At 46.2% G+C, this 19142-nt stretch carries 16 protein-coding genes; 4 read left to right on the forward strand and 12 right to left on the reverse strand.

The features are described 5' to 3' along the window. Positions 1–122: 122 nt before the first annotated feature. Positions 123–638, reverse strand: coding sequence for a MarR family winged helix-turn-helix transcriptional regulator (locus tag H0R92_RS02870; protein WP_432960966.1), 516 nt, complete (start codon positions 636–638; stop codon positions 123–125). A gap of 224 nt (positions 639–862) precedes the next feature. Between H0R92_RS02870 and H0R92_RS02875 the strand changes: the two genes are divergently transcribed. The 4 genes from H0R92_RS02875 (at position 863) to H0R92_RS02890 (ending at position 4627) form a co-directional block, all read left to right on the forward strand. Then, positions 863–1354, forward strand: a complete 492-nt coding sequence (locus H0R92_RS02875; protein ID WP_432960968.1) for an L-2-amino-thiazoline-4-carboxylic acid hydrolase — start codon at positions 863–865, stop codon at positions 1352–1354. Positions 1355–1368: 14 nt separating this feature from the next. Further along, a complete protein-coding gene (locus H0R92_RS02880; protein ID WP_432960970.1) occupies positions 1369–2097 on the forward strand; it encodes a maleate cis-trans isomerase family protein in 729 nt (242 codons plus the stop codon). 67 nt (positions 2098–2164) lie between these two features. Continuing rightward, complete coding sequence (locus H0R92_RS02885; protein ID WP_432960972.1) at positions 2165–3316, forward strand: hypothetical protein; 1152 nt, start codon at positions 2165–2167, stop codon at positions 3314–3316. 21 nt (positions 3317–3337) lie between these two features. Continuing rightward, on the forward strand, positions 3338–4627 hold the full coding sequence (locus H0R92_RS02890) for an acyl-CoA thioester hydrolase/BAAT C-terminal domain-containing protein (RefSeq protein WP_432960974.1): 1290 nt from the start codon (positions 3338–3340) through the stop codon (positions 4625–4627). A 60-nt stretch (positions 4628–4687) separates the two neighbouring features. On the opposite strand, the gene H0R92_RS02895 is transcribed toward H0R92_RS02890, so the two are convergent. From H0R92_RS02895 to mutS, 11 genes are all read right to left on the reverse strand, one after another. Next, on the reverse strand, positions 4688–6070 hold the full coding sequence (locus tag H0R92_RS02895) for a M16 family metallopeptidase (RefSeq protein ID WP_432960976.1): 1383 nt from the start codon (positions 6068–6070) through the stop codon (positions 4688–4690). Next, positions 6045–8144, reverse strand: a complete 2100-nt coding sequence (pnp, locus tag H0R92_RS02900) for a polyribonucleotide nucleotidyltransferase (RefSeq protein ID WP_432960978.1) — start codon at positions 8142–8144, stop codon at positions 6045–6047. The genes H0R92_RS02895 and pnp overlap by 26 nt, the downstream gene beginning before the upstream one ends. 25 nt (positions 8145–8169) lie before the next feature. Next, positions 8170–8439 (reverse strand): 30S ribosomal protein S15, encoded by a 270-nt coding sequence (gene rpsO / locus H0R92_RS02905; RefSeq protein ID WP_432960979.1) that lies wholly within the window; start codon positions 8437–8439, stop codon positions 8170–8172. Positions 8440–8471: 32 nt separating this feature from the next. Further along, positions 8472–9314 (reverse strand): FAD synthetase family protein, encoded by an 843-nt coding sequence (locus H0R92_RS02910; RefSeq protein WP_432960981.1) that lies wholly within the window; start codon positions 9312–9314, stop codon positions 8472–8474. A gap of 59 nt (positions 9315–9373) precedes the next feature. Next, positions 9374–10510 (reverse strand): tRNA pseudouridine(55) synthase TruB, encoded by a 1137-nt coding sequence (truB, locus tag H0R92_RS02915; RefSeq protein WP_432960983.1) that lies wholly within the window; start codon positions 10508–10510, stop codon positions 9374–9376. Then, positions 10507–10863 carry a 30S ribosome-binding factor RbfA gene (gene rbfA, locus H0R92_RS02920; RefSeq protein ID WP_432960985.1) on the reverse strand — a complete coding sequence of 119 codons (357 nt, stop codon included), beginning with the start codon at positions 10861–10863 and terminating at the stop codon, positions 10507–10509. Before rbfA ends, truB begins: the two co-directional genes overlap by 4 nt. 5 nt (positions 10864–10868) lie before the next feature. Next, positions 10869–13457 carry a translation initiation factor IF-2 gene (gene infB, locus H0R92_RS02925; protein WP_432960987.1) on the reverse strand — a complete coding sequence of 863 codons (2589 nt, stop codon included), beginning with the start codon at positions 13455–13457 and terminating at the stop codon, positions 10869–10871. Between the two features lie 7 nt (positions 13458–13464). After that, the gene (gene nusA / locus H0R92_RS02930) at positions 13465–14988 is read right to left on the reverse strand and encodes a transcription termination factor NusA (RefSeq protein ID WP_432960989.1); all 1524 of its coding nucleotides are present in this window, start codon (positions 14986–14988) and stop codon (positions 13465–13467) included. A gap of 2 nt (positions 14989–14990) precedes the next feature. Then, positions 14991–15476 (reverse strand): ribosome maturation factor, encoded by a 486-nt coding sequence (locus tag H0R92_RS02935; RefSeq protein ID WP_432960991.1) that lies wholly within the window; start codon positions 15474–15476, stop codon positions 14991–14993. Positions 15477–15574: 98 nt separating this feature from the next. Then, positions 15575–16318 carry a ComF family protein gene (locus H0R92_RS02940; RefSeq protein ID WP_432960993.1) on the reverse strand — a complete coding sequence of 248 codons (744 nt, stop codon included), beginning with the start codon at positions 16316–16318 and terminating at the stop codon, positions 15575–15577. Between the two features lie 76 nt (positions 16319–16394). Next, positions 16395–19133, reverse strand: a complete 2739-nt coding sequence (gene mutS, locus H0R92_RS02945; protein ID WP_432960995.1) for a DNA mismatch repair protein MutS — start codon at positions 19131–19133, stop codon at positions 16395–16397. Positions 19134–19142: the final 9 nt, after the last annotated feature.

The raw sequence follows: 19142 nt of genomic DNA on the forward strand, positions 1-19142 counted from the left end.
GCCTCCTTGCCGATTTTACAACTAATTTCGTTCTAATTATCGTATCACGACTAATTTGTTCTGTCAAGCATACGGCATATCCGCATAAGTACGGCCTGAATTACTGCGCACCTATATAGACTTTATTTTTTTTTCGTAGAGCCGGAGCGGCTTTTTTTTCGGGGTGTTTTATATTTAGTCGTAAATTGCGGAGAAATCAGCGATTCCTTTGTGGCAAGATTAACAATCCGAACAAACTCTTGAGCCTCTGCATAGGTAATCCGCGAAACAAAATTATGCGCCGCATTGATATCGATCATATCGTGTTCCGTGTTGATTTTAGAGCCAAGCTCCGTAAGAGAAAGCAGCGTTTGTCTTTTATCTTCCGGACTCGGCGTACGGGAAATGCATCCGTTGGAAACCAACCGATTAATAATACTGGAAACGGTGCTCACGGGCAGATCGATTTGAGTGTTTAACTGACTTCTAAGCATTTTTCCGCCGTGATGGGCTATCGCTTTAAGCAAATGAAGCTCAATCATAGAATAATCCTCTATGGATTTTTTTTCACTGCTGCGATAACCGGAATAGTACATCAGCTCCCATGCTTTGATAATGTTGTGAAGCGCTTCATTCACTTCCCTTTCGATTTCAAACAAAAAGCACCCTCATTCATTTTTTTGCAGTAACAGTGCTGCAACTTAAAACTAAGTTCACTTCCATCATAATACACAGAGAACATAGAACCTGTCAATAAAAGCAGCGAAAAAGCCTGATTCGCCTGTAAATATATGCTTGACAGCCGGCAAAAAGCGTGTTACCCTTTTATTTATAACGAAGTTCGTTTTGTTTTTGAAATAAAACGGGAAAAGGTGTGTCTGCCATGAAAACAATTCAGGACGTACCTATGCTTTTACGGCGGGAGATTGAGGCAAAAATGATAGCGCCCTTTTATGACGCATTCGTAGAAGAAATAGGTAAAGAACGGACAGACGAAATTGTCCGTAAGGTTATTGCCGGCTTGGCGCGGGAAGCCGGCGCCGCAATGGTTAAGGAAAAACCGGCGGATAAAAATGTTTTAACCTTTTTTAAAGAATCGGTTACACCCCGCTTTGCCGCCGGCGGTGCATTGGAACCCGAATACAAAGAGCTTTCAGATACGCGGGTTCTTATGGACATAAAGCGCTGCGCGTATGTACAAATGTATAAAGATATGGGACGAGCGGACTTGGGACCGCTTCTTTCCTGCCAGCGGGACGAATTTCTTTTTAAGGGAATGGATCCGCGCATTTGTTTTAAGAGAACGGGTACAATTATGGAAGGAAATCCCGTCTGCGATTTTTGTTTGGAACTGGGCAAGCAGCAAGAAAGCTGAAAAAAGGAAATAATATGTACGGAAAACGCGGAAGAGTCGGTGTAGCGACTCCCTTCGGAGGAGAAATTATCATCAGCGATATGTACCGCTATCTTCATCCCGATATACAGGTAGCGGAAGTGCCTATTCTGTTCAGTAAACTTACCAAAGAAGGTTTGGAGAATCTCAGCAGCAAGGTTGTAGAGGGTATGTCCAATTTTCCTCTTTCCCTTCCTATAGATTTGGCGTATTTTTCCTGTACAACCGGAAGTCAAATCGGCGGTGCGGGCTTTGATAAAAAAATGTGCGAAGCTATGAAAAAAGCAGCCCAATCGCGCGGAGCATTGACTACAACCACTGCACTTTTGCAAGCTCTTAGAGCCGTCGGTTCAAAAAAACTTTCGATTATAACCCCGTATCCGGACGAAATCAACGATATGGAAAAAGCATACCTTGAACATGAAGGTTTTAAAGTCGTTTCCATAAACGGTATGAAAACCGAAAATCCGACCAATCCCATGCTTATCACAAAAATACCCGAAGAGCAGACCTTTGATTTCGCGGTCAAACATGTGAGCGGACAAGCCGATACGCTGCTTATCAGCTGTTGCGGCCTGCACTCCTTATCGCTGCCGGCAGCCCTTGAAAAAAAACTCAATATTCCGGTTCTTACGAGCAACCAGTGCGCCGTATGGGCAGTAGGAAAATTTTTCGGATCTCACGGTCCTCTGGCAAAAGAACTCGGAAGCCTCTTTGATAAGTAACATTTTTTGCAGCGGTACCGTTATAAGAATACGGTATCGTTAAACTTATAATAAAAGGAAGGAGCGTATGGAAAAGAAAAACTCTTGGAATTCATTTAAAACCTGGTTCGCCATCGGTGCGGTTATGTTCGGAACCGGCTTCGGCGCAAATATCGCTTCCGGCGCCTACGCTGCAGCTTATATCGTCCCTGTGGGCGGCGGTTGGGCGATTATCTGGCTGCTCATTATAGGTATACTGGTGAGCTTATTCGGTATTATGAGTCTTTCCTTTATTCGCAGCTATAAGATCGGTAACTATAATCAGTTTTTTACAACCCTCTGGGGCGTACACAAAACGAAAAATAAATTCGCTAAAGCTGTAGTTTCGACTTTTTTTGATATCTATCAAACAGGTTCCGGTATTATCGCCTGCGCAGCTTCAACGGCACTTTTCGGTACGCTTTTAAAACAACTGTTCGGCCTGCCCTACTGGCCAGCCTGTATTCTCGGTACCGTACTCTTTGCCTTTTTAACTATGTACGGAGCACGATTTTTAAGAAATTTCAGTTCCGTTATGTCTGTAGGGCTGGCGGTAAGCTGTGTGATTATTTTGTTTGCCGTAATCGGTGAACGGGGACAGACGCTTGCACAGCGAATCGGAAATTTTCAAATCGGCTTGGATTGGGGTATTTCCACCGTTCCCAAAACGGCTGTTATGATATTGATATTTTGTTTTTCCAATTCGTCCGTAGGAGCTTTACTCTGTAATTTTTCGGAAAAAATTACCACCCGTCGCGATTCCGTCGGAGCCGGAATTGTCGTCGGCATTATGTCCGCTTTAATGCTGCTTTTAACGGGTATCATTGTATTACCCTATATGCCGGACTGCCATTCCGATGCTCCTATTTTAACCATTTGCTCTACCTATCTCAAAAGCTGGGTAACGGGTGTTTACTGGATCATTGCGATTTTGGCTATTGTTTCCACTATACCCACCATGGCCTTCGGTATTTCCAACCGCTGGGCTATGTCGTGGAAAACGGAAAAAATAACGAAAAAAATGAAATTCTTTATTATTTCCATTGTATTTTTATCCGCTTCGCTTTTAATATCGAGTATAGGGCTTATGACCATTGTTCGCGTACTGATTCAATTTATCGGCTATATTGCCATGGTCGCTATTGTAATTCCGCTTATTGTTTCGGTTTTCCGAGTTCGAAAGCACGATAAAGGCGAATAGAAAAAAACAAAGAAGGAAAATATGCAGATGAAATTTAGTGTTGAACCGAAACGGGCTGTATCCGACTGCCCGCTACGCATTTCAGCAAGCGGCTTGACACCCGGAGAAAAAGTTACCTTAATTGCCCGGGAAAAAGACATGTTCGGCAACCTTTGGGAATCGTCTACCTGCTTTGCCGCACAAGCGGACGGTACTGTAGACGTATCGCGAGATTTACCCCTCTCCGGAAATTACGACTGGGTAGATGCGATGGGACCTGCCGTTTCCATGAAGGCGGTTTCTCCCGGCCCCGGCGTACCCGGACGTACCATGCATAAAACGGAGTCTTTTTCAACCGAGTATACTCTTATCCGGGAAGACGGCTCAAAAGCAACGCAGACAGCCGAACGCCTTATGATGGCCGACGGCATGCGCCGGGAAGTTATAGAAGAAGACGGTATTTTCGGCACACTTTTTATGCCGGCATCCGAAAAAAAACTTCCGGTTATTATCCAACTGAACGGATCGGACGGCGGCATTGAAGAAGGAATGGCTGCAGTACTTGCCTCACACGGTTTTGCGGTTATTACACTGGCGTATTTTAACTATGCTTCGCTTCCCAAAATTATGGAAAATATCCCGCTTGAATATTTCGGAAAAACCATTCGTTATTTGCAAAGCAGGTCCGAAATCGATGCCGAAAAAATCGGTATATTCGGCGGCTCTTTCGGCGGACTTCTTTCTTTACTGGTGCCTTCTCTTTATCCTGAAATTACGGCTTGTGCCGCCAATGTACCCAGCGGAATACTGTTCGGAGGTTCCGGGGTCGATTACAATAAGCCCATATCCCCTTTTTCGTGGCAAGGCAACCCCCTGCCCCTTGTTCCCCGCCCGTCCGATACAAAAGAATGGATGAACTCTCAAATGGAAGAAAACGGAGCTATAGACTTCACGCAAAATCATTGGAATGCTTTGAAAGCAGCCTCAAAGGAGCAGATAGAGGCAGCAACCATAAAGGTTGAAAATATCAACGGGCCTGTTATGCTTATTTCCGGCGACGACGACCGGCAGTGGCCGAGCATGGAACTGTCCGATATGGTAGTACAGCGCTTAAAAGAAAAAGGCTTTTCGCACAAAGTTATTCATTTAGCCTACAAAAACGCGGGGCACAGCTTAATCCATCCCTATTATACCTTTACGCAGAGTCGATTTACGCATCCGGTAGACGGAAACACGTATCTTCTCGGTGGCACGCATAGGGCAAACATATCTGCTATTGAAGATTATTGGCCGAAAATGATTGCTTTTTTCCGCGAAGCGTTTAATATGTAAACGGGCTTTTAATAATAAGAAACTAAAGGAATCTTTTTCTTTTATTGCTGACAGTCTTTTTCACTTTTTTTTCCGCACCGCAGCGCTTAATTTAGGGCCGTATACAACGAGTTTTTCATATTGCGGATTCAATAAGCGGTGTAGCGATTCGCTTAACGCTTGGGCACTTAAATCACGTACCGCTTGCAAACTGTCGTCAAAAGCGGTTTGCGGAAAACCGAAAAATCGGCAGCGGGCCAAACGTTTCATACGGTATTCGGTATCTTCGGCATTGATGATTTCTTCCCCGCATACGTGCTCTTTTGCCGCCTGTACTTCATCGGCGCTAAAGCCGTTTTTTACAAGCAGGGCCAACTCGGCACGGACGGTCGAAATAATGTCCGCGGCATTTTTTTTCGGAGCGCAAGCGTAAGCGCACCAATAACCGCAATCGGCATACATTGAAAAAAAACTGTACACGGTATAACAATAGCCGCTTTTTTCACGCAAAGCTTGAAAAAGCCGCGAGCTCATCGTATCCCCGATAAGGGCATTCAGTACCGCCCAGCAATAATAATCCTTTAAGCTGAAGGGAAAGCTCAACGGATACAGCATAAAAAACTGTTCTTGCCTAAAATCCGCAGTTATAAAATGCACACGGCCGGCTTTATCTTTATCGGTATTTTCGGTTTTAACGCAGAAAGAACTGCATTCGAAAGTGCAGCCCGGCTTTTTGGCACCGCTCTTTTTTCCATGACAGTTTTTTTCCGTATGACGGCCGGCTTGCAGCGAAAGATTACGGTTTTTCATTTTTTCCAAGCGGTTTTGCATTTCGAATATATCTATATTGCCCGATATACATACGGTCAATTCGCCTTGCTGAAAAAATTCCGCATACCATGAACGCAAAAAATCGGCACTAAGGCTTTGTACGTCTTCAACCGTTCCCGCTATGGGAAGCGAAAGCGGATTGTCCGGCCACAAGATTTCGGCAACGGCATCCAAGGCGGCTTCTTCAGGGTCGTCCGAAGATGCAATGATTTCGCTTTCTATAACGGAGCGTTCCCGTTCAAGTTCCGAGTCCGGAAATACGGAATTTTCGGTCATATCGCAGAGGATATCGAGGGCGTTTCGGGCATAAACGGCCGGAACAACGCAGTATAAGCATACCTGTTCGCGCTCGGTAAAGGCGTTTGCATAGCCTCCCATACGGTCGAAAGCGGCGGCAATATCAAATGCGCTGCGGCTTTTTGTGCCCTTAAAAAGCATGTGTTCGGCAAAGTGGCTTACCCCCCTATGCCCGGCTTTTTCATAACGCGAACCGCAGGAAAACCAAAAACCGATTGCGGCCGTTCGCACGGCTTCAATCGGTTCGGCAATAAGGGTAACGCCGTTTGAACACGTTTTTTGAACAATGTCCGCTGCGGCGTTGTTTGTTTTATGTATTCGGGGTTTCAAGGGCATCAATATAGGACAAGTTTAATCTGCCCATCTTATCGATTTCCAGCAACTTTACCGGAATTTGCTGACCTTCGCTTACCACATCGGAAACCGAAGCGATTTTTGTGCGTGAAAATTTGGAAATATGACACAAGCCTTCTTTTCCCGGTAAGATTTCCACAAAGGCGCCGAAATCCATAATGCGCTTTACGGTTCCGTTATAAATCAAGCCTACTTCCGGATCTTCAACGATTCCCTTTACCGCCGCACGTGCAGCATCGGTTGAAGCGGCGTTTTTACCGTAAATCGTAACCGTTCCGTCGTCATCGGTGTTGATGGTAACCCCGTATTGGGCGGAAATGGCTTTGACGTTTTTACCGCCGGGGCCTATAAGGGCTCCGATTTTATCCACATCGATTTTCATCGTTTCTATTTTAGGCGCATACTTGCTGATTTCGGCGGCGGGAGCGCTGATAGTTTGGTTCATAATGCCCAAAATATGCAAACGGCCGCGCTTTGCCTGATCCAGGGCCTTGGTCATAATTTCTTTGGTAACGCCGGCGATTTTAATGTCCATTTGAAAGCCGGTAATACCGTCTTCGGTACCCGCAACTTTAAAGTCCATATCTCCGAGGTGATCTTCTTCGCCCAAAATATCCGACAAAATCGCATATTTTTCATATGCGTTTCCTTCAGTAATAAGTCCCATAGCTATACCCGCGACGGGCTTTTTCATCGGAACGCCGGCCGCAAGCATACAGAGGGTGCCGCCGCATACGGAAGCCATCGACGAAGAACCGTTCGATTCCATAATTTCGGAAACGACGCGCACTGTATAGGGAAACTTATCGCGGCCGGGAACCATGGGCTCCAAAGAGCGCCGCGCCAAATTTCCGTGTCCGATTTCGCGCCGGCCGGTACCCATTCTGCCTACCTCGCCTACCGAATAGGGCGGGAAATTATAGTGCAAAATAAAGTGTTCGCGGCGGTCGCCGTCTATATCGTCGTACACTTGCTCGTCAAGCATCGTACCCAGAGTGGCAACGGCCAAAGCTTGGGTTTCGCCGCGCGTAAACAGGGCCGAACCGTGCGGCCGCGGCAATACGCCGGTTTCGCAGGTAATGGGACGGATATCTTCGGTACCGCGTCCGTCTACGCGCACGCCCTTATCCAAAATGCTTTTGCGAAGGATATTGTATTCCATATCTTCAAACAAGGCGTTAAACAGTTTGTTTTGTACCTCGTCTTCAAGCTGTGCCTCATATTTTTCGGACAAAGCGGTTTTAACGGCAGCGATAGCGTCGCGCCTCTCGTGCTTGCCTTTTACAAAACAGGCTTTTTCCATTTGAGGCATAGCTTCGGCAAGCATCGCATCCTTATTTTCAAGACTGATTTGAAGGGGCGAAAGCGGAAGCTTTTCTTTTCCGGCAAGCTTACGCAAATCGTCCTGTAAGCGGCACATCGCGGCGATAAAATCCTGAGCCTTTTCCAAGGCGCCGAGCATAACCTCTTCGGACACTTCGTTTGCACCGCCTTCAACCATCGTAAAACCTTCGGCGGTTCCGGCGACAACGATTTCCATATCGCCCTTTTCGATTTGCTCGTAAGTGGGATTCAATACGTATTCACCGTTGATATAGCCGACACGCACGCCGGCGATAGGGCCGTTAAAGGGAATATCCGAAATATGTACCGCCGCTGAACTTGCGATAACCGACAAAATATCGGGCGGGTTGATTTGGTCAGATGAAATACAGGTCGGAATAACCTGAATTTCCCGCCCGAATGCGATATCGAACAAAGGCCGCATAGGGCGGTCGATAAGGCGCGATACGAGGATTTCTTTATCCTTGGGGCGTCCTTCCCTCTTTATAAAACCGCCGGGAATTTTTCCTGCGGCATAGTATTTTTCGTTGTAATCAACGGTAAGCGGTACGTAATCCAAACCTTCCTGTGCAGAAGAAGACGTACACACCGTCGCAATAACGGCCGAACCGCCGTATTGGGCATACACGGCGCCGTTTGCCTGTTTTGCAATCCGGCCCGTTTCCAAAATCAGCTCGTCATCGCCGATTTTATATGTAACTCTATGAACCATTTATTCCTTCTTTGTTATGAATGCACTATTTGCGCAAACCGAGCTCTTTGATAAGGGCGCGGTATGTTTCCAAACTAGTACGCTGTAAATATTTTAAGAGCTTTCTGCGCTGACCGACCAATTTTAAAAGTCCGCGCGATGCGCTTTTATCTTTTTTAAACGTCTTACAATGCTCGGTAAGCTGTTTAATCCGTTCGGTTAATAATGCAATTTGAACCTTTGTGTTTCCGGTGTCTTTGTCGTTTGCACCGAAATTATTTACAACCGATGCCGTTTTTTCTTTTGTAAGTGCCATTACTTACTCCTTATTGTTTAATCCTTAAAATATCACATTTTAAATCGGATTTTATCGAACCGGTAATCCGTATCCGCATCGGGAACTTCCAGGCGAAGGACGGAAGAAGCCGAATGTAAATCCGTATAAAAACACAGTTTTGTGTTATGCACCGAAGCAAAAACATCGGCAGCATATATGCCGTCAGGCGGAAGCAATTGAAGATGTTCCGCACGGGGGCGCAGTACAACCGTTTTGCCCCTTTGTTTTTCGATATCGAATAACAGGCAATCGATATCGAAGGGGCGTCCCAAAAACTGAGCCGCCTTATCGAGTTTACCGGCACGTATATAACGGCGCACGGCCGAAGAACTGATACGGCTTCCCGCATCCGCCTGCAAAGCCGCAAAATCGCATTCAATTCCGTGAACTTCGGCAAACTGCCGTATGTCGGTTTCGCCCGTAGCATGATTGTGTCCGCAGCGAAAGCCCTCTCCCACTCCGAAAAAACGCATTAAACAGCATTCTTTCAAAACGGTTAAAAATGCATACCCTTCCATTTTACTGAAATCGGCGGAAAAGTCAATGACTACGGCAAAGGCAAAGCCCCATTCTTCAAAAACTTTAAGACGTAAACGCAAACTGGATATGTCGCCTTCGTATTCGGCTTTTTGTTTAAAAGAACGCGGGGAATGTGTAAAGGTAATAAGACCGGGAACAAGACTGCGCTTTCGAGCAGCCTCCGTAACCCTTCGGCATACGGTTTCATGTCCACGATGCGGACCGTCAAAACCGCCGACGGTTAATGCACTTCCGGCAATTTCGCCCGAATACAAAGTGTGTATAAATTCTTTTGCTTTTGAATTAAGAACATCGTCCCAAGAAAAAACTTTCATGCCGAACCAGTATAGCAAAAAAAAAGATATTATAAAAGCGGAAAAAAGAAAAAATCGTTTCAAACCTTTTGCACGACAAAGCCGTATTTTAAGCGCCGAAAGCCGCCCGTATTTGAAAGCGCTGTCTGTACTACGCCGCAAAAGGTGCGGTCGGGTAAAAAGACGGCACAGTTTAAAGGTTCGTACATACAGGACCCGGACAAGCGTTTTTTATAAAGCTCAAAGGCGGCCTCAAGGCTTTCAAAATCTTCAAAAAAAGCGGCTTTTAAAGGCTTACCGTTGATAAAATCAAAGCGGCGCCCTTCGCGCAGTGTAAGCCGAATAAAGCCGCAGTATTCGGCAGTGTTCGGGTCAAAACTCATAAGAGAGCGCAGGATTGTATCTTCATTTTGCGGCCGAACATCATCGGTACGCTGGCGAACCTTATCGCAAAAAGAGCTCATACTGCCGTTTTCGGTGCGGCGGACAACCGACTCTATTGTAAAGTCTTCCAGTTCATCGGCAAAAGCGGCCTGCTCCAAAGAAAAACAGCCGACCTTCGTGCGCTTTAAGCCGATTAAATGAGCGGCCGAATTGCAGGAGAGGGCGATGTCGCGGGCAAGACTCCGTATGTACGTTCCCTTGGAAACGTGAAACAAAACGCGCGCACAGCTCACCCTGTTTTCGGGCGTTAAGCGCGTTTCAAGGATTTCGCTTTTAAATACGGTAACGGGACGCGCGGGAATATCTTGAAGTTTTCCTTCGCGGGCAAGCTCGGAAGCACGCCGTCCGTTTACATGAATTGCCGAATATGCCGGCGGAGACTGCATACTATTTCCGCGGAAGGAATCAAGGGCTTTTTCAAAATCGGCACTGTCGGGAAGAGGGGCGCTTCTTATAACCGAACCTGAGGGGTCTAAGGTATCGGTTTCTTCGCCGAAAGAGATAACCGCTTCATAGGTTTTATCGAAGAGGGTAAAAAAGGGTACCAGGCGCGTAAGACTTCCGGTTAATACGACAAGCAAACCTTCTGCAAAAGAATCGAGGGTGCCCGTATGGCCGACCTTTTTTGTGTGCAGAGCTTTTTTAATACAGCCTAAAGAAGAAAAACTGGTTAAACCGCTTTTTTTTGCGTACGGTAAAATCCCGGACAGGGCGGCATAATTGCCGGCGGCAATCATGCCGGCGTCAGGATTGCCGGCGTCGGAAAAACTCATAACTCCTGCTGTTCAAGCTCATTGAGTTTGCGCACCATATCCATGCCTTCTTTTATGCTCGTGTCGGCAATAAAGGTCAGTTTGGGAAATTGACGCAGCCTGAGTTTTTTACTCAGCGAGGTTTGAATAAAACCCGCAGCGCTTTCCAAGCCTTTTACGCCCTTTTCGGTGGATTTATCGGCTAAAAAGCTCGACACATACACCTTTGCATAAGACAAATCGCGGCTTACTTCAACCCGGTTTACATTTAAAAAGGTGGAAACCCGCGGATCCTTTATATGCCCCGAAATAATCATCGAGGCGATTTCTTCGCGGATTTGCTCTCCCAAACGGATAAGGCGGAACTCTCCCATCGGCCTTATTCTCCGTCCGCTTTTCCGGCTCCCGTGTCGGAAGCGGCTTCATCGGCTTTGGTATTTTTCGCCTTTGTTCCTTTTTTAGACAAGGGTTCGCTGTCGGTAAGTTTACGGGCAACTTCCACGTATTCGAATACTTCCAGTTGGTCGCCGACCTTTATATCCTGCCATTGGTCTATGCCGACACCGCACTCAAATCCGCTTTTTATTTCTTTTGCATCGTCTTTAAAGTGCTTGAGAGAAGAAACCTTACCGGTATAGATAACGATACCGTCGCGGATAACGTTTACGCTGCTTGTACGCTTGATAAGCCCCTGCGTAACGTAGGAACCGGCGATAAGGCCGACCTTGGGTACTTTGAAAGTATCGCGCACTTCGAGCATACCGATAACTTCTTCTTTAACGTCCGGCTTTAACATACCTTCCATCGCAAGGGTGATTTCTTCAACCGCCTTGTAGATGATATTGTATTTACGGATATCGACCTTTTCCTGTTCGGCCAGCACCTTCGCCTTGGGCGTGGGGCGCACGTTAAAGCCGATGATAATCGCGTTCGAATCGGCGGCGGCAAGCATAACGTCGCTTTCGTTAATGGCGCCGGCGGACGAGTGAATAACAACGAGGCGTATATCGCGCGTTGAAAGTTTTTCAAGCGATTCTTTAAGGGCTTCGGCGGAACCTTGAAGGTCGGCTTTTACGATAACCTTAAGTTCCATAACTTCGCCCGCATCGATTGTATCGTAAAGGTTATCGAGTGTAACCTTTTTGATATTTTTAGCGTCTTCAAAGCGCTTTAATTCCTGGCGTTTTGCCGAAACGGCGCGCGCTTCGCGTTCGGTATCGGTAACTTGGAAGGGGTCTCCGGCATTCGGCATAGCTTCCAAACCGAGTATTTCAACCGGCATGGAAGGAGATGCTTCTTCTATTTTTTGACCGAGGTCGTTAAAGATGGCGCGCACACGGCCGGAATAGACACCGGCAACATAGGGATCTCCCGTGCGTAAAATTCCGCGCTCGACAATAATGGTTGCGACGACACCGCGTCCGTGATCTATACGCGATTCGATAACCTTTCCTTCGGCGCGGCATTTCCAGTTTGCTTTTAATTCAAGAATTTCGGCCTGCAAAAGAACGGCGTCCAACAGTTCGTCCAAGCCTTCTTTTTTTAAGGCGCTGATTTTTACAAACTGGGTTTGTCCGCCCCATTCTTCGGGCATAAGACCCATATCCGAAAGCTGGGTCATCACCTTATCGGGGTTTGCTTCGGGTTTATCTATTTTGTTTACCGCAACGACAATCGGAACATCCGCGTCTTTTGCGTGATTTATAGCTTCCACCGTTTGGGGCATAACACCGTCGTCGGCGGCAACCACCAAAATAACGATGTCGGTAACCTTTGCACCGCGCGCCCTCATCATCGTAAAAGCTTCGTGACCGGGAGTGTCCAAAAAGGTTATGCGTCCCTTGGGCGTTTCCACCATATAAGCGCCGATGTGCTGGGTAATGCCGCCGAATTCGGTTGCGACAACGTTTGTACTGCGGATTGCGTCCAAGGTTTTTGTTTTACCGTGATCTACGTGACCCATAATCGTAACAACAGGCGGGCGCGGCGCCATCGCATCTTCCGAGTCTTCTTCGGTTGCGATAACCGTTTCTTCATACAAGCTGACGACTTTTACATCGCAGTTGTATTCGGACGCCACTAAGGTTGCCGTATCCGAATCTATGGATTGAGTAATAGACACCATCATGCCCATCGACATAAGTTTGGCAATAATCTCCGACGCTTTTAAGTTCATCTTTTTTGCCAAATCGGAAACGGAAATTGTTTCCATAATTTCTATTTTTTCGGGAACTACGCTTGCCTTTGTAATTTGCTTTTTCTTTTGATTAAAAAGTTTGTCTTCCAAATCTTCTTCGCGGTCTTTACGCGAATATACGGTTTTCTTTTTTGTAAACGTTTTTTTGGAAGAGGTTTTTTTATTGGCTTCGGGAAGCGGCGCCGGTGCCGAAGAAAATCCTTGTCGGGGTACAAAACCCGGCCGTCCGGCCGAAGCTCCGCCGGTTCCGGGCCGGGATCCGTAGCCGCCTCTGCCCGATTGAAAACCGCCTTGCCTATAATCACGCCCGCGCGAACCCTGTCCGCCGAAGCCGCCTGAAGACTGCTGGCGTCCCTGATAAGTGCCGGTACCGGAACGGTCGCTGCGGCTTTGAAACCCTTCACGTGCTTGAGCACCGGTAAAACCGCCGTCCGAATACGTGCGGCCGCCTTTGCCTTGAAATCTGTTGTCCGTCCGGGAACGCCCCGCAAGATTACCTTGCTTTATATTCGGCCGCGGCGGACTTAATTCCGAAATGGAAGATACTTTTTTCGGGCTTGCATTTTCGGCAGGAGGAACGGAAGATGAAACGGGTACGGCCTTTACCGCAACTTTTACGGCAGGCTTTGTTTCAGGTTTTTGTACGGCAGGTTTCTTTTTTACCACAACCACTTTTTTCTTTTCCGGTGCTGCCGATTCCGTCGATACGGCATGTTCGGGCCGCTGTTTATGCACTCGAATTCTAGTCTTTTTTTCCAATTCTTCCGCCATGTAAATCCTACTCTTCGTCCTCATATTCAAAACTCAAACCGATACCGCAACTCGGACAATTGGTCATATCGGTTGTTATTTTTGCCCCGCACTCGGGACATTCATATTCTTCATCTTCGGAATCCTGCAATTCGGAAGTTTTACCGCCGTCTTCATCGACACTGAAATCGGCATCCGTTTGCGAATCTTTTTGTTTTTCCGCTTCGGAATCCGTTTCCGCACTGTCTTCCACAAACTCAACCGTTTGTTCGATAAGGGCGGCAACGGAGTCTATATCTTCTTTAGAAAGATTTTCCAAACTGTCGAGGCGTCCTTCTTCTTTTGCACTCATAAATTCCTGTATATCGCTTATTCCCTGTTCGCTTAAAACGTCAACCGTTTTTTGATCCACACCGGGTAATTCAGACAGAGAAGCGATTTCATATACTTCCTCGTCGGAGCCGCTGAACAGGTCTTGAGCGGCTTTACGCGATTCGGCCAAAAGCTCGTCGAAATCTTCATATTGCTCTTCGGTTTTAACGTCGATATTCCAATCCGCCAAGCGGTTTGCAAGACGCACGTTTAAGCCCTGCTTTCCGATTGCAAGCGAAAATTGACTTTCCGGAACGACGGCCAAAGCTTGACGTTTTTCTTCATCCAAAATAACGACACCCGTCACTTCCGCCGGAGAAAGAGCATTTTTTATAAAAACACGCGGATCGGGGTCATAACGTAAAATATCTATTTTTTCGCCTTCAAGTTCGCGTATAACCGCTTGAATGCGCACACCCTTTAAGCCGACGCAGGCGCCGACAGGATCTACATCTTCACGATGCGAAAAAACGGCTATCTTTGTACGGTAGCCGGCTTCACGCACGATTTTAAATATTTCAACCGTATTATCGTAGATTTCGGGAACTTCCAATTCCACAATCGCCCTAACAAGTTCGGGGTCGGTACGGGACAGCACAACCTGTAAGCCCGCATATGTTTTTTTTACATCGGTTACCAGTGCCCGTATGCGGTCATTTTTATGATACACTTCGCGCGGAGATTGAAATTTTGCCGGCAAAATACCTTCCACATTTCCCAAATTAACGTAAATGTTTCCGTTCCGTTCCCGCTGATAATAACCGACGATAATTTCGCCGACCTTATCTTTGTATTCCGCCATAAGCGTATCTTTTTGGATTTCCGACAAAGATTGACGTGCCGTTTGTTTTCCCGTTTGCACGGCGGAAAGCTCAAAATCCCTCGGATCTATCAGGATGTCTATTTCATCGCCGATTTCGCATTCGGGACTCATTTGTAAGGCTTCTTCAAGTTCGATTTCAAGAACAGGATCATATACGCCGTCTACAATCACTTTGCGCGAATATACCGACACATCGCTTAAATCGTCTTCAAATTCGACATAACAATTATCGGATGTGCCGTATGCACGTTTATATGCCGCTTTTATCGTATTTTCCACTGTTTTTAAAACAGCTTCTTCAGTCAAGCCTTTGTCTTGAATAAGCTGGTGAATTGCTTCAGCTAACTGTGATGCCATTTTCAGCCCTCCGTATCTGCCAATTTTGCTTTTGCAATATTTTCATATGCAAAGGTTTTAGTTTCTCCCGTATCCGACAGTTCCAAATCCAACGTTTCGGAACAAGCGGTGCGTATAATACCGCCGATCCAATCCGAGGCATCCCTATCCCATATACGGACATTTTTACCGATAAACAAGGCGAATTCCGCCGCATTTTTTATATTGCGGTTCATTCCCGGTGAAGTTACTTCCATATAGATATCCTGCGAATTCAATAAAGCTTCAAAACGGGGCAATAAAAGCCGATGCACCTTTGCACAATCGTTTACGCCGATTGTATGAGGGTCATCCGTTTTATCCGTGCAGGGTTTTGAAATAACCGTACGTATTTGAAAAGCCGAACGAGTATGCCCTATTTTAAGTTCAATCAGCATATATCCCAATCCCTCAACAAGACTTTTGCATTCAGAATAATAGTGCTGATTTTCAAGAGGTATATACTCCATCTTACTCCCTGTATATAAAAAAAGAGCCGTGTGAACGACTCCCAACCTTGAGGATATTACTATGTTCAATTGTATTATAATACTTTGTTTGTACAGTGTCAACAGCTAAATAAGGTAACAGCATAGACCCTTTGTACGCCGGATTTTTTAAGGATTAAAGCACAGGTTTCCAAAGTTGCCCCGGTAGTCATAATATCGTCAAGCAAAACAAGGTTGTGCGGCAATTTTGTTCCATGCCGATATTTTTTTTTCAGCACATATTCTTTTCCCACACGGGAAAGGCGTTCGGCACGGTTTAATTTTTTTTGCTGCCGGGACGACAAGCGGCGCAACGCTTTATATATGCGCGTTCCGTACAAACCGTTCAAATACCGGCATAAATCTTCTATTTGATCCCATCCTTCACGGAATATTTTACCCGGCCGCGGCGGAACGGGTACGACGGCAAAATCGGGGTAATTGTTTTGCAAAACCTTGTGTATAAGGCCGGCAAAAAAGGACGAAAAAGCCCGATTCCCCTCCGTTTTCCATTGAAAAAGCAATTCTTTTTTCCACAACAAATAAGGAAACAAAGAATAAGCGCCGTCCACATGACACATTATTTTTGTTTCGCGGCATTCAAGGCAGCTTTTTTTTTCGGAAACGAGCAGGCGGCCGCAAAAAACACAGCGGTTTTCGGCGCAAACCGATTGTTTTTCAAGTTCGCGGCGGCAGTTTGTACACAGGGGCATATACAGGCTTTGTCCGCCGCATGAAATACAGTTTTGCGAAGCACACAAAGCCGCATATACGTAAGCCGCGCCGGTATGCAAAAAATGCAAGGTTTTAAATAAAAAGCTCATATATATGTTATAGGGGCACAAACAAAAAAAATAAGAACATGATACATGATTTTTTGTATTTTTTGCGAAAAATCGATTAGGTTTTACCGGACAGATTTTTTTTCCATCGGGCTATAAGCTGCAAAGCTTCAAGCGGAGTCATAGCATCCGGCTCCGACGATAAAATTTCATCGAGGATAAGTTCTTCGTCACTGAACAAACCGGGATTTTGAAAAGTTTGAACACGGCTTTCTTTTTGTGCATTTTGTGCATGCTGCGGATTTTTATCCGTATCGCAGACAGGCGGTTCCGAGGGCGGGAAAACGGGTAAGGAGCTTTCCGTCCACGTTGTTTTTTTTTGCAAACCGTCCAAAATAACCTGTGCGCGTTCTATAATCGTATGCGGAATACCGGCAAGACGGGCAACATGCAGCCCGTATGAGTTTTCGGAAGCTCCGCTGCGTATTTTTTTTGTAAAAACGATTTCGCCGGAACGTTCTTGCACATCCAGGCATAAAAGCTGCAATTTTTTATGCAGAATACGGGTAAGCTCATGATAATGGGTTGCAAAAAAAGTACGCGCTTGTAATGTATTTAAAAGATATTCGCATACCGCCCAAGCGATGGACAGTCCGTCTTCGGTGGAAGTTCCCCGCCCTACTTCGTCCATAATCACGAGGCTGCGTTCCGTTGCCGCACGCAAAATAAGCGCGGTTTCCGACATTTCCACTAAAAAAGTGGATTCTCCCCGGGCAAGATTATCGGATGCGCCGACGCGGCAAAAAATACGGTCAACCGTACCTATACGCGCTTTTTCGGCGGGAACCCAAGAGCCTGTTTGCGCTAAAAACACAATAAGGGCGTTTTGCCGCAAATAAGTACTTTTTCCGGCCATATTGGGTCCGGTAACAAGGGCAAAGTTTTGTCCGCACAAAAAAGCATCGTTCGGTACGAATTCGCCCGAAGGCAAATGCATTTCAACCACCGGATGACGCCCGCCGGTAATTTCGAATACGTTTCCTTCTTCAATATCCGGACAAGTCCAATTATGCAATCCGGCGGCATATGCAAAGGAAGCGATCACGTCAATATAGGCAATTTCCGAAGCAACCGTTAATAAATATCTGATATGCTCCGCCAATTTTGCACGTATTTCCAAAAATAAAGCTTTTTCAATTTCTATGATTTTTTCGCCTGCACCGGTTAATTCGCGTTCCAATTCCTGAAGACGCACGGACGTATAACGGTCGCCGTTTACCAATGCCCGGCGCAATATAAAGTGTTCGGGTACCGCATCGAGTTTTCCCTTGGTCACTTCGATATAATAACCGATATTTCTGTTAAATCTGATTTTAAGATTGGGAATACCGGTACGCTGTTTTTCTTCTTCCAAATAATCGTCCAAAATCCGGGTAAAATCGGTTTGAAGCCGGCGGTACCGATCCAATTCCTGCGACCATCCGTCTTTTATAATGCCGCCTTCGTTAAGAGAAACGGAAGGTTCGTCCAATAAAGAAGAACGTATAATATCGATAATTTTTAACGCGGTGTCCGTTTCAAATACATACAGCGCATCGGAAAATTCGCCCGGCGCAAATTTTTCGCACAAATTCCGGATAGTAAGCCAGTTTTCCAAACCGGTACGCAAAGCTTGTAAATCTTTTGCATGTGCTTTTTCAAGCGCAATACGGCTTGTAAGACGTTCTATATCCAAAATACGCGACAAAACCGTGCGTACGGAACGCAGGGTTTGCCCGTCTTTAACAAAAAGACCGACATGATTTTGCCGGCGTTTGATATCCTGTACCACACACAACGGATGTGCAAAAAAACTGCGTAAAAGACGTGTTCCCATAGCGGTCTGCGTATGCTGCACCGTTTCCAATAAGCTGTATCGCATAGTGCCGTCGCGCAAATTTTCCGTAATTTCCAGATTTTTGCGGGACGAATGATCCAAAACGACATAATCGGTGTCGGCATAAACGGAAATACCGGTAACTTGCGGTAAAACGCCGTCGGAACGGCAAAAAGCCGATGTTCTCAGCACATAGCGCAGTAAAGAGCCGGCGGCAAAAATTTCCGGAGAAGCGGCCGTTAAAGCAAAGGATTGTAAATTAAGCGTTCCGAATTGCCGCAATAACTGTTTGTATGCAGACTCCGCATCGAATCTCCAATCATCTTCAATATTTATATAGACCGACGGGAAACGGTTAAAAACAGCGGCATTTTTTTCCGTTTCCGCAAAAGACCGGGACACAAGCAGTTCGCGGGGCATAACGCGCCCCAGCTCTTTGGGTAATTCTTCTTCCGTGTCGGCACAATTCCAATGCGTGGCACAAAAAGTGCCGGTCGAAATATCGATATAGGCAAAGGATACTGTTTGTTTTTTTAATGTGCGCTTATGATTTCCGTAATAAATTGAAGATTCGGTGTCTTCGGCAAAACACAGGGCGGCTAAAAAATTATTTGTATTTTGTTCCAAATACTCTTCTTCAAGCGCAGTACCCGGCGTAATAACTTCAACAACCTTGCGTTCCGCAAGCCCCTTCCCGTTTTCAGGCAAGGAAATTTGCTCGCATATTGCGATTTTTTTACCCAAGCGTAAAAGCCGCGCAATATAAACACGCGATGCATGATAGGGAATGCCGCACATCGGGCTTTCGCCGCGGCGGGTTAAGGTAAGATTTAAAAGGCGCGACACTTCCACCGCGTCGCCGTCAAACATTTCGTAAAAATCGCCCAATCTGAAAAATAACACTTCCGTGCTGTACTGTGCTTTTATACGCCGGTATTGAGCCATTAAAGGCGTCACGGTACCGGAAGGCATTTTTTCCATGTGCGCTCC

This window comes from Treponema sp. OMZ 840 (assembly GCF_050937815.1).
Classification (GTDB): domain Bacteria; phylum Spirochaetota; class Spirochaetia; order Treponematales; family Treponemataceae; genus Treponema_C.

What these genes read in the sequence shown, in the direction of transcription:
- H0R92_RS02875 (WP_432960968.1), top strand. Translation starts at nt 863, where the DNA reads ATGAAAACAATTCAGGACGTACCTATGCTTTTACGGCGGGAGATTGAG.
- H0R92_RS02880 (WP_432960970.1), top strand. Translation starts at nt 1,369, where the DNA reads ATGTACGGAAAACGCGGAAGAGTCGGTGTAGCGACTCCCTTCGGAGGA.
- H0R92_RS02885 (WP_432960972.1), top strand. Translation starts at nt 2,165, where the DNA reads ATGGAAAAGAAAAACTCTTGGAATTCATTTAAAACCTGGTTCGCCATC.
- H0R92_RS02890 (WP_432960974.1), top strand. Translation starts at nt 3,338, where the DNA reads ATGCAGATGAAATTTAGTGTTGAACCGAAACGGGCTGTATCCGACTGC.
- H0R92_RS02895 (WP_432960976.1), bottom strand. Translation starts at nt 6,070, where the DNA reads ATGCCCTTGAAACCCCGAATACATAAAACAAACAACGCCGCAGCGGAC.
- pnp (WP_432960978.1), bottom strand. Translation starts at nt 8,144, where the DNA reads ATGGTTCATAGAGTTACATATAAAATCGGCGATGACGAGCTGATTTTG.
- rpsO (WP_432960979.1), bottom strand. Translation starts at nt 8,439, where the DNA reads ATGGCACTTACAAAAGAAAAAACGGCATCGGTTGTAAATAATTTCGGT.
- H0R92_RS02910 (WP_432960981.1), bottom strand. Translation starts at nt 9,314, where the DNA reads ATGAAAGTTTTTTCTTGGGACGATGTTCTTAATTCAAAAGCAAAAGAA.
- truB (WP_432960983.1), bottom strand. Translation starts at nt 10,510, where the DNA reads ATGAGTTTTTCCGACGCCGGCAATCCTGACGCCGGCATGATTGCCGCC.
- rbfA (WP_432960985.1), bottom strand. Translation starts at nt 10,863, where the DNA reads ATGGGAGAGTTCCGCCTTATCCGTTTGGGAGAGCAAATCCGCGAAGAA.
- infB (WP_432960987.1), bottom strand. Translation starts at nt 13,457, where the DNA reads ATGGCGGAAGAATTGGAAAAAAAGACTAGAATTCGAGTGCATAAACAG.
- nusA (WP_432960989.1), bottom strand. Translation starts at nt 14,988, where the DNA reads ATGGCATCACAGTTAGCTGAAGCAATTCACCAGCTTATTCAAGACAAA.
- H0R92_RS02935 (WP_432960991.1), bottom strand. Translation starts at nt 15,476, where the DNA reads ATGGAGTATATACCTCTTGAAAATCAGCACTATTATTCTGAATGCAAA.
- H0R92_RS02940 (WP_432960993.1), bottom strand. Translation starts at nt 16,318, where the DNA reads ATGAGCTTTTTATTTAAAACCTTGCATTTTTTGCATACCGGCGCGGCT.
- mutS (WP_432960995.1), bottom strand. Translation starts at nt 19,133, where the DNA reads ATGGAAAAAATGCCTTCCGGTACCGTGACGCCTTTAATGGCTCAATAC.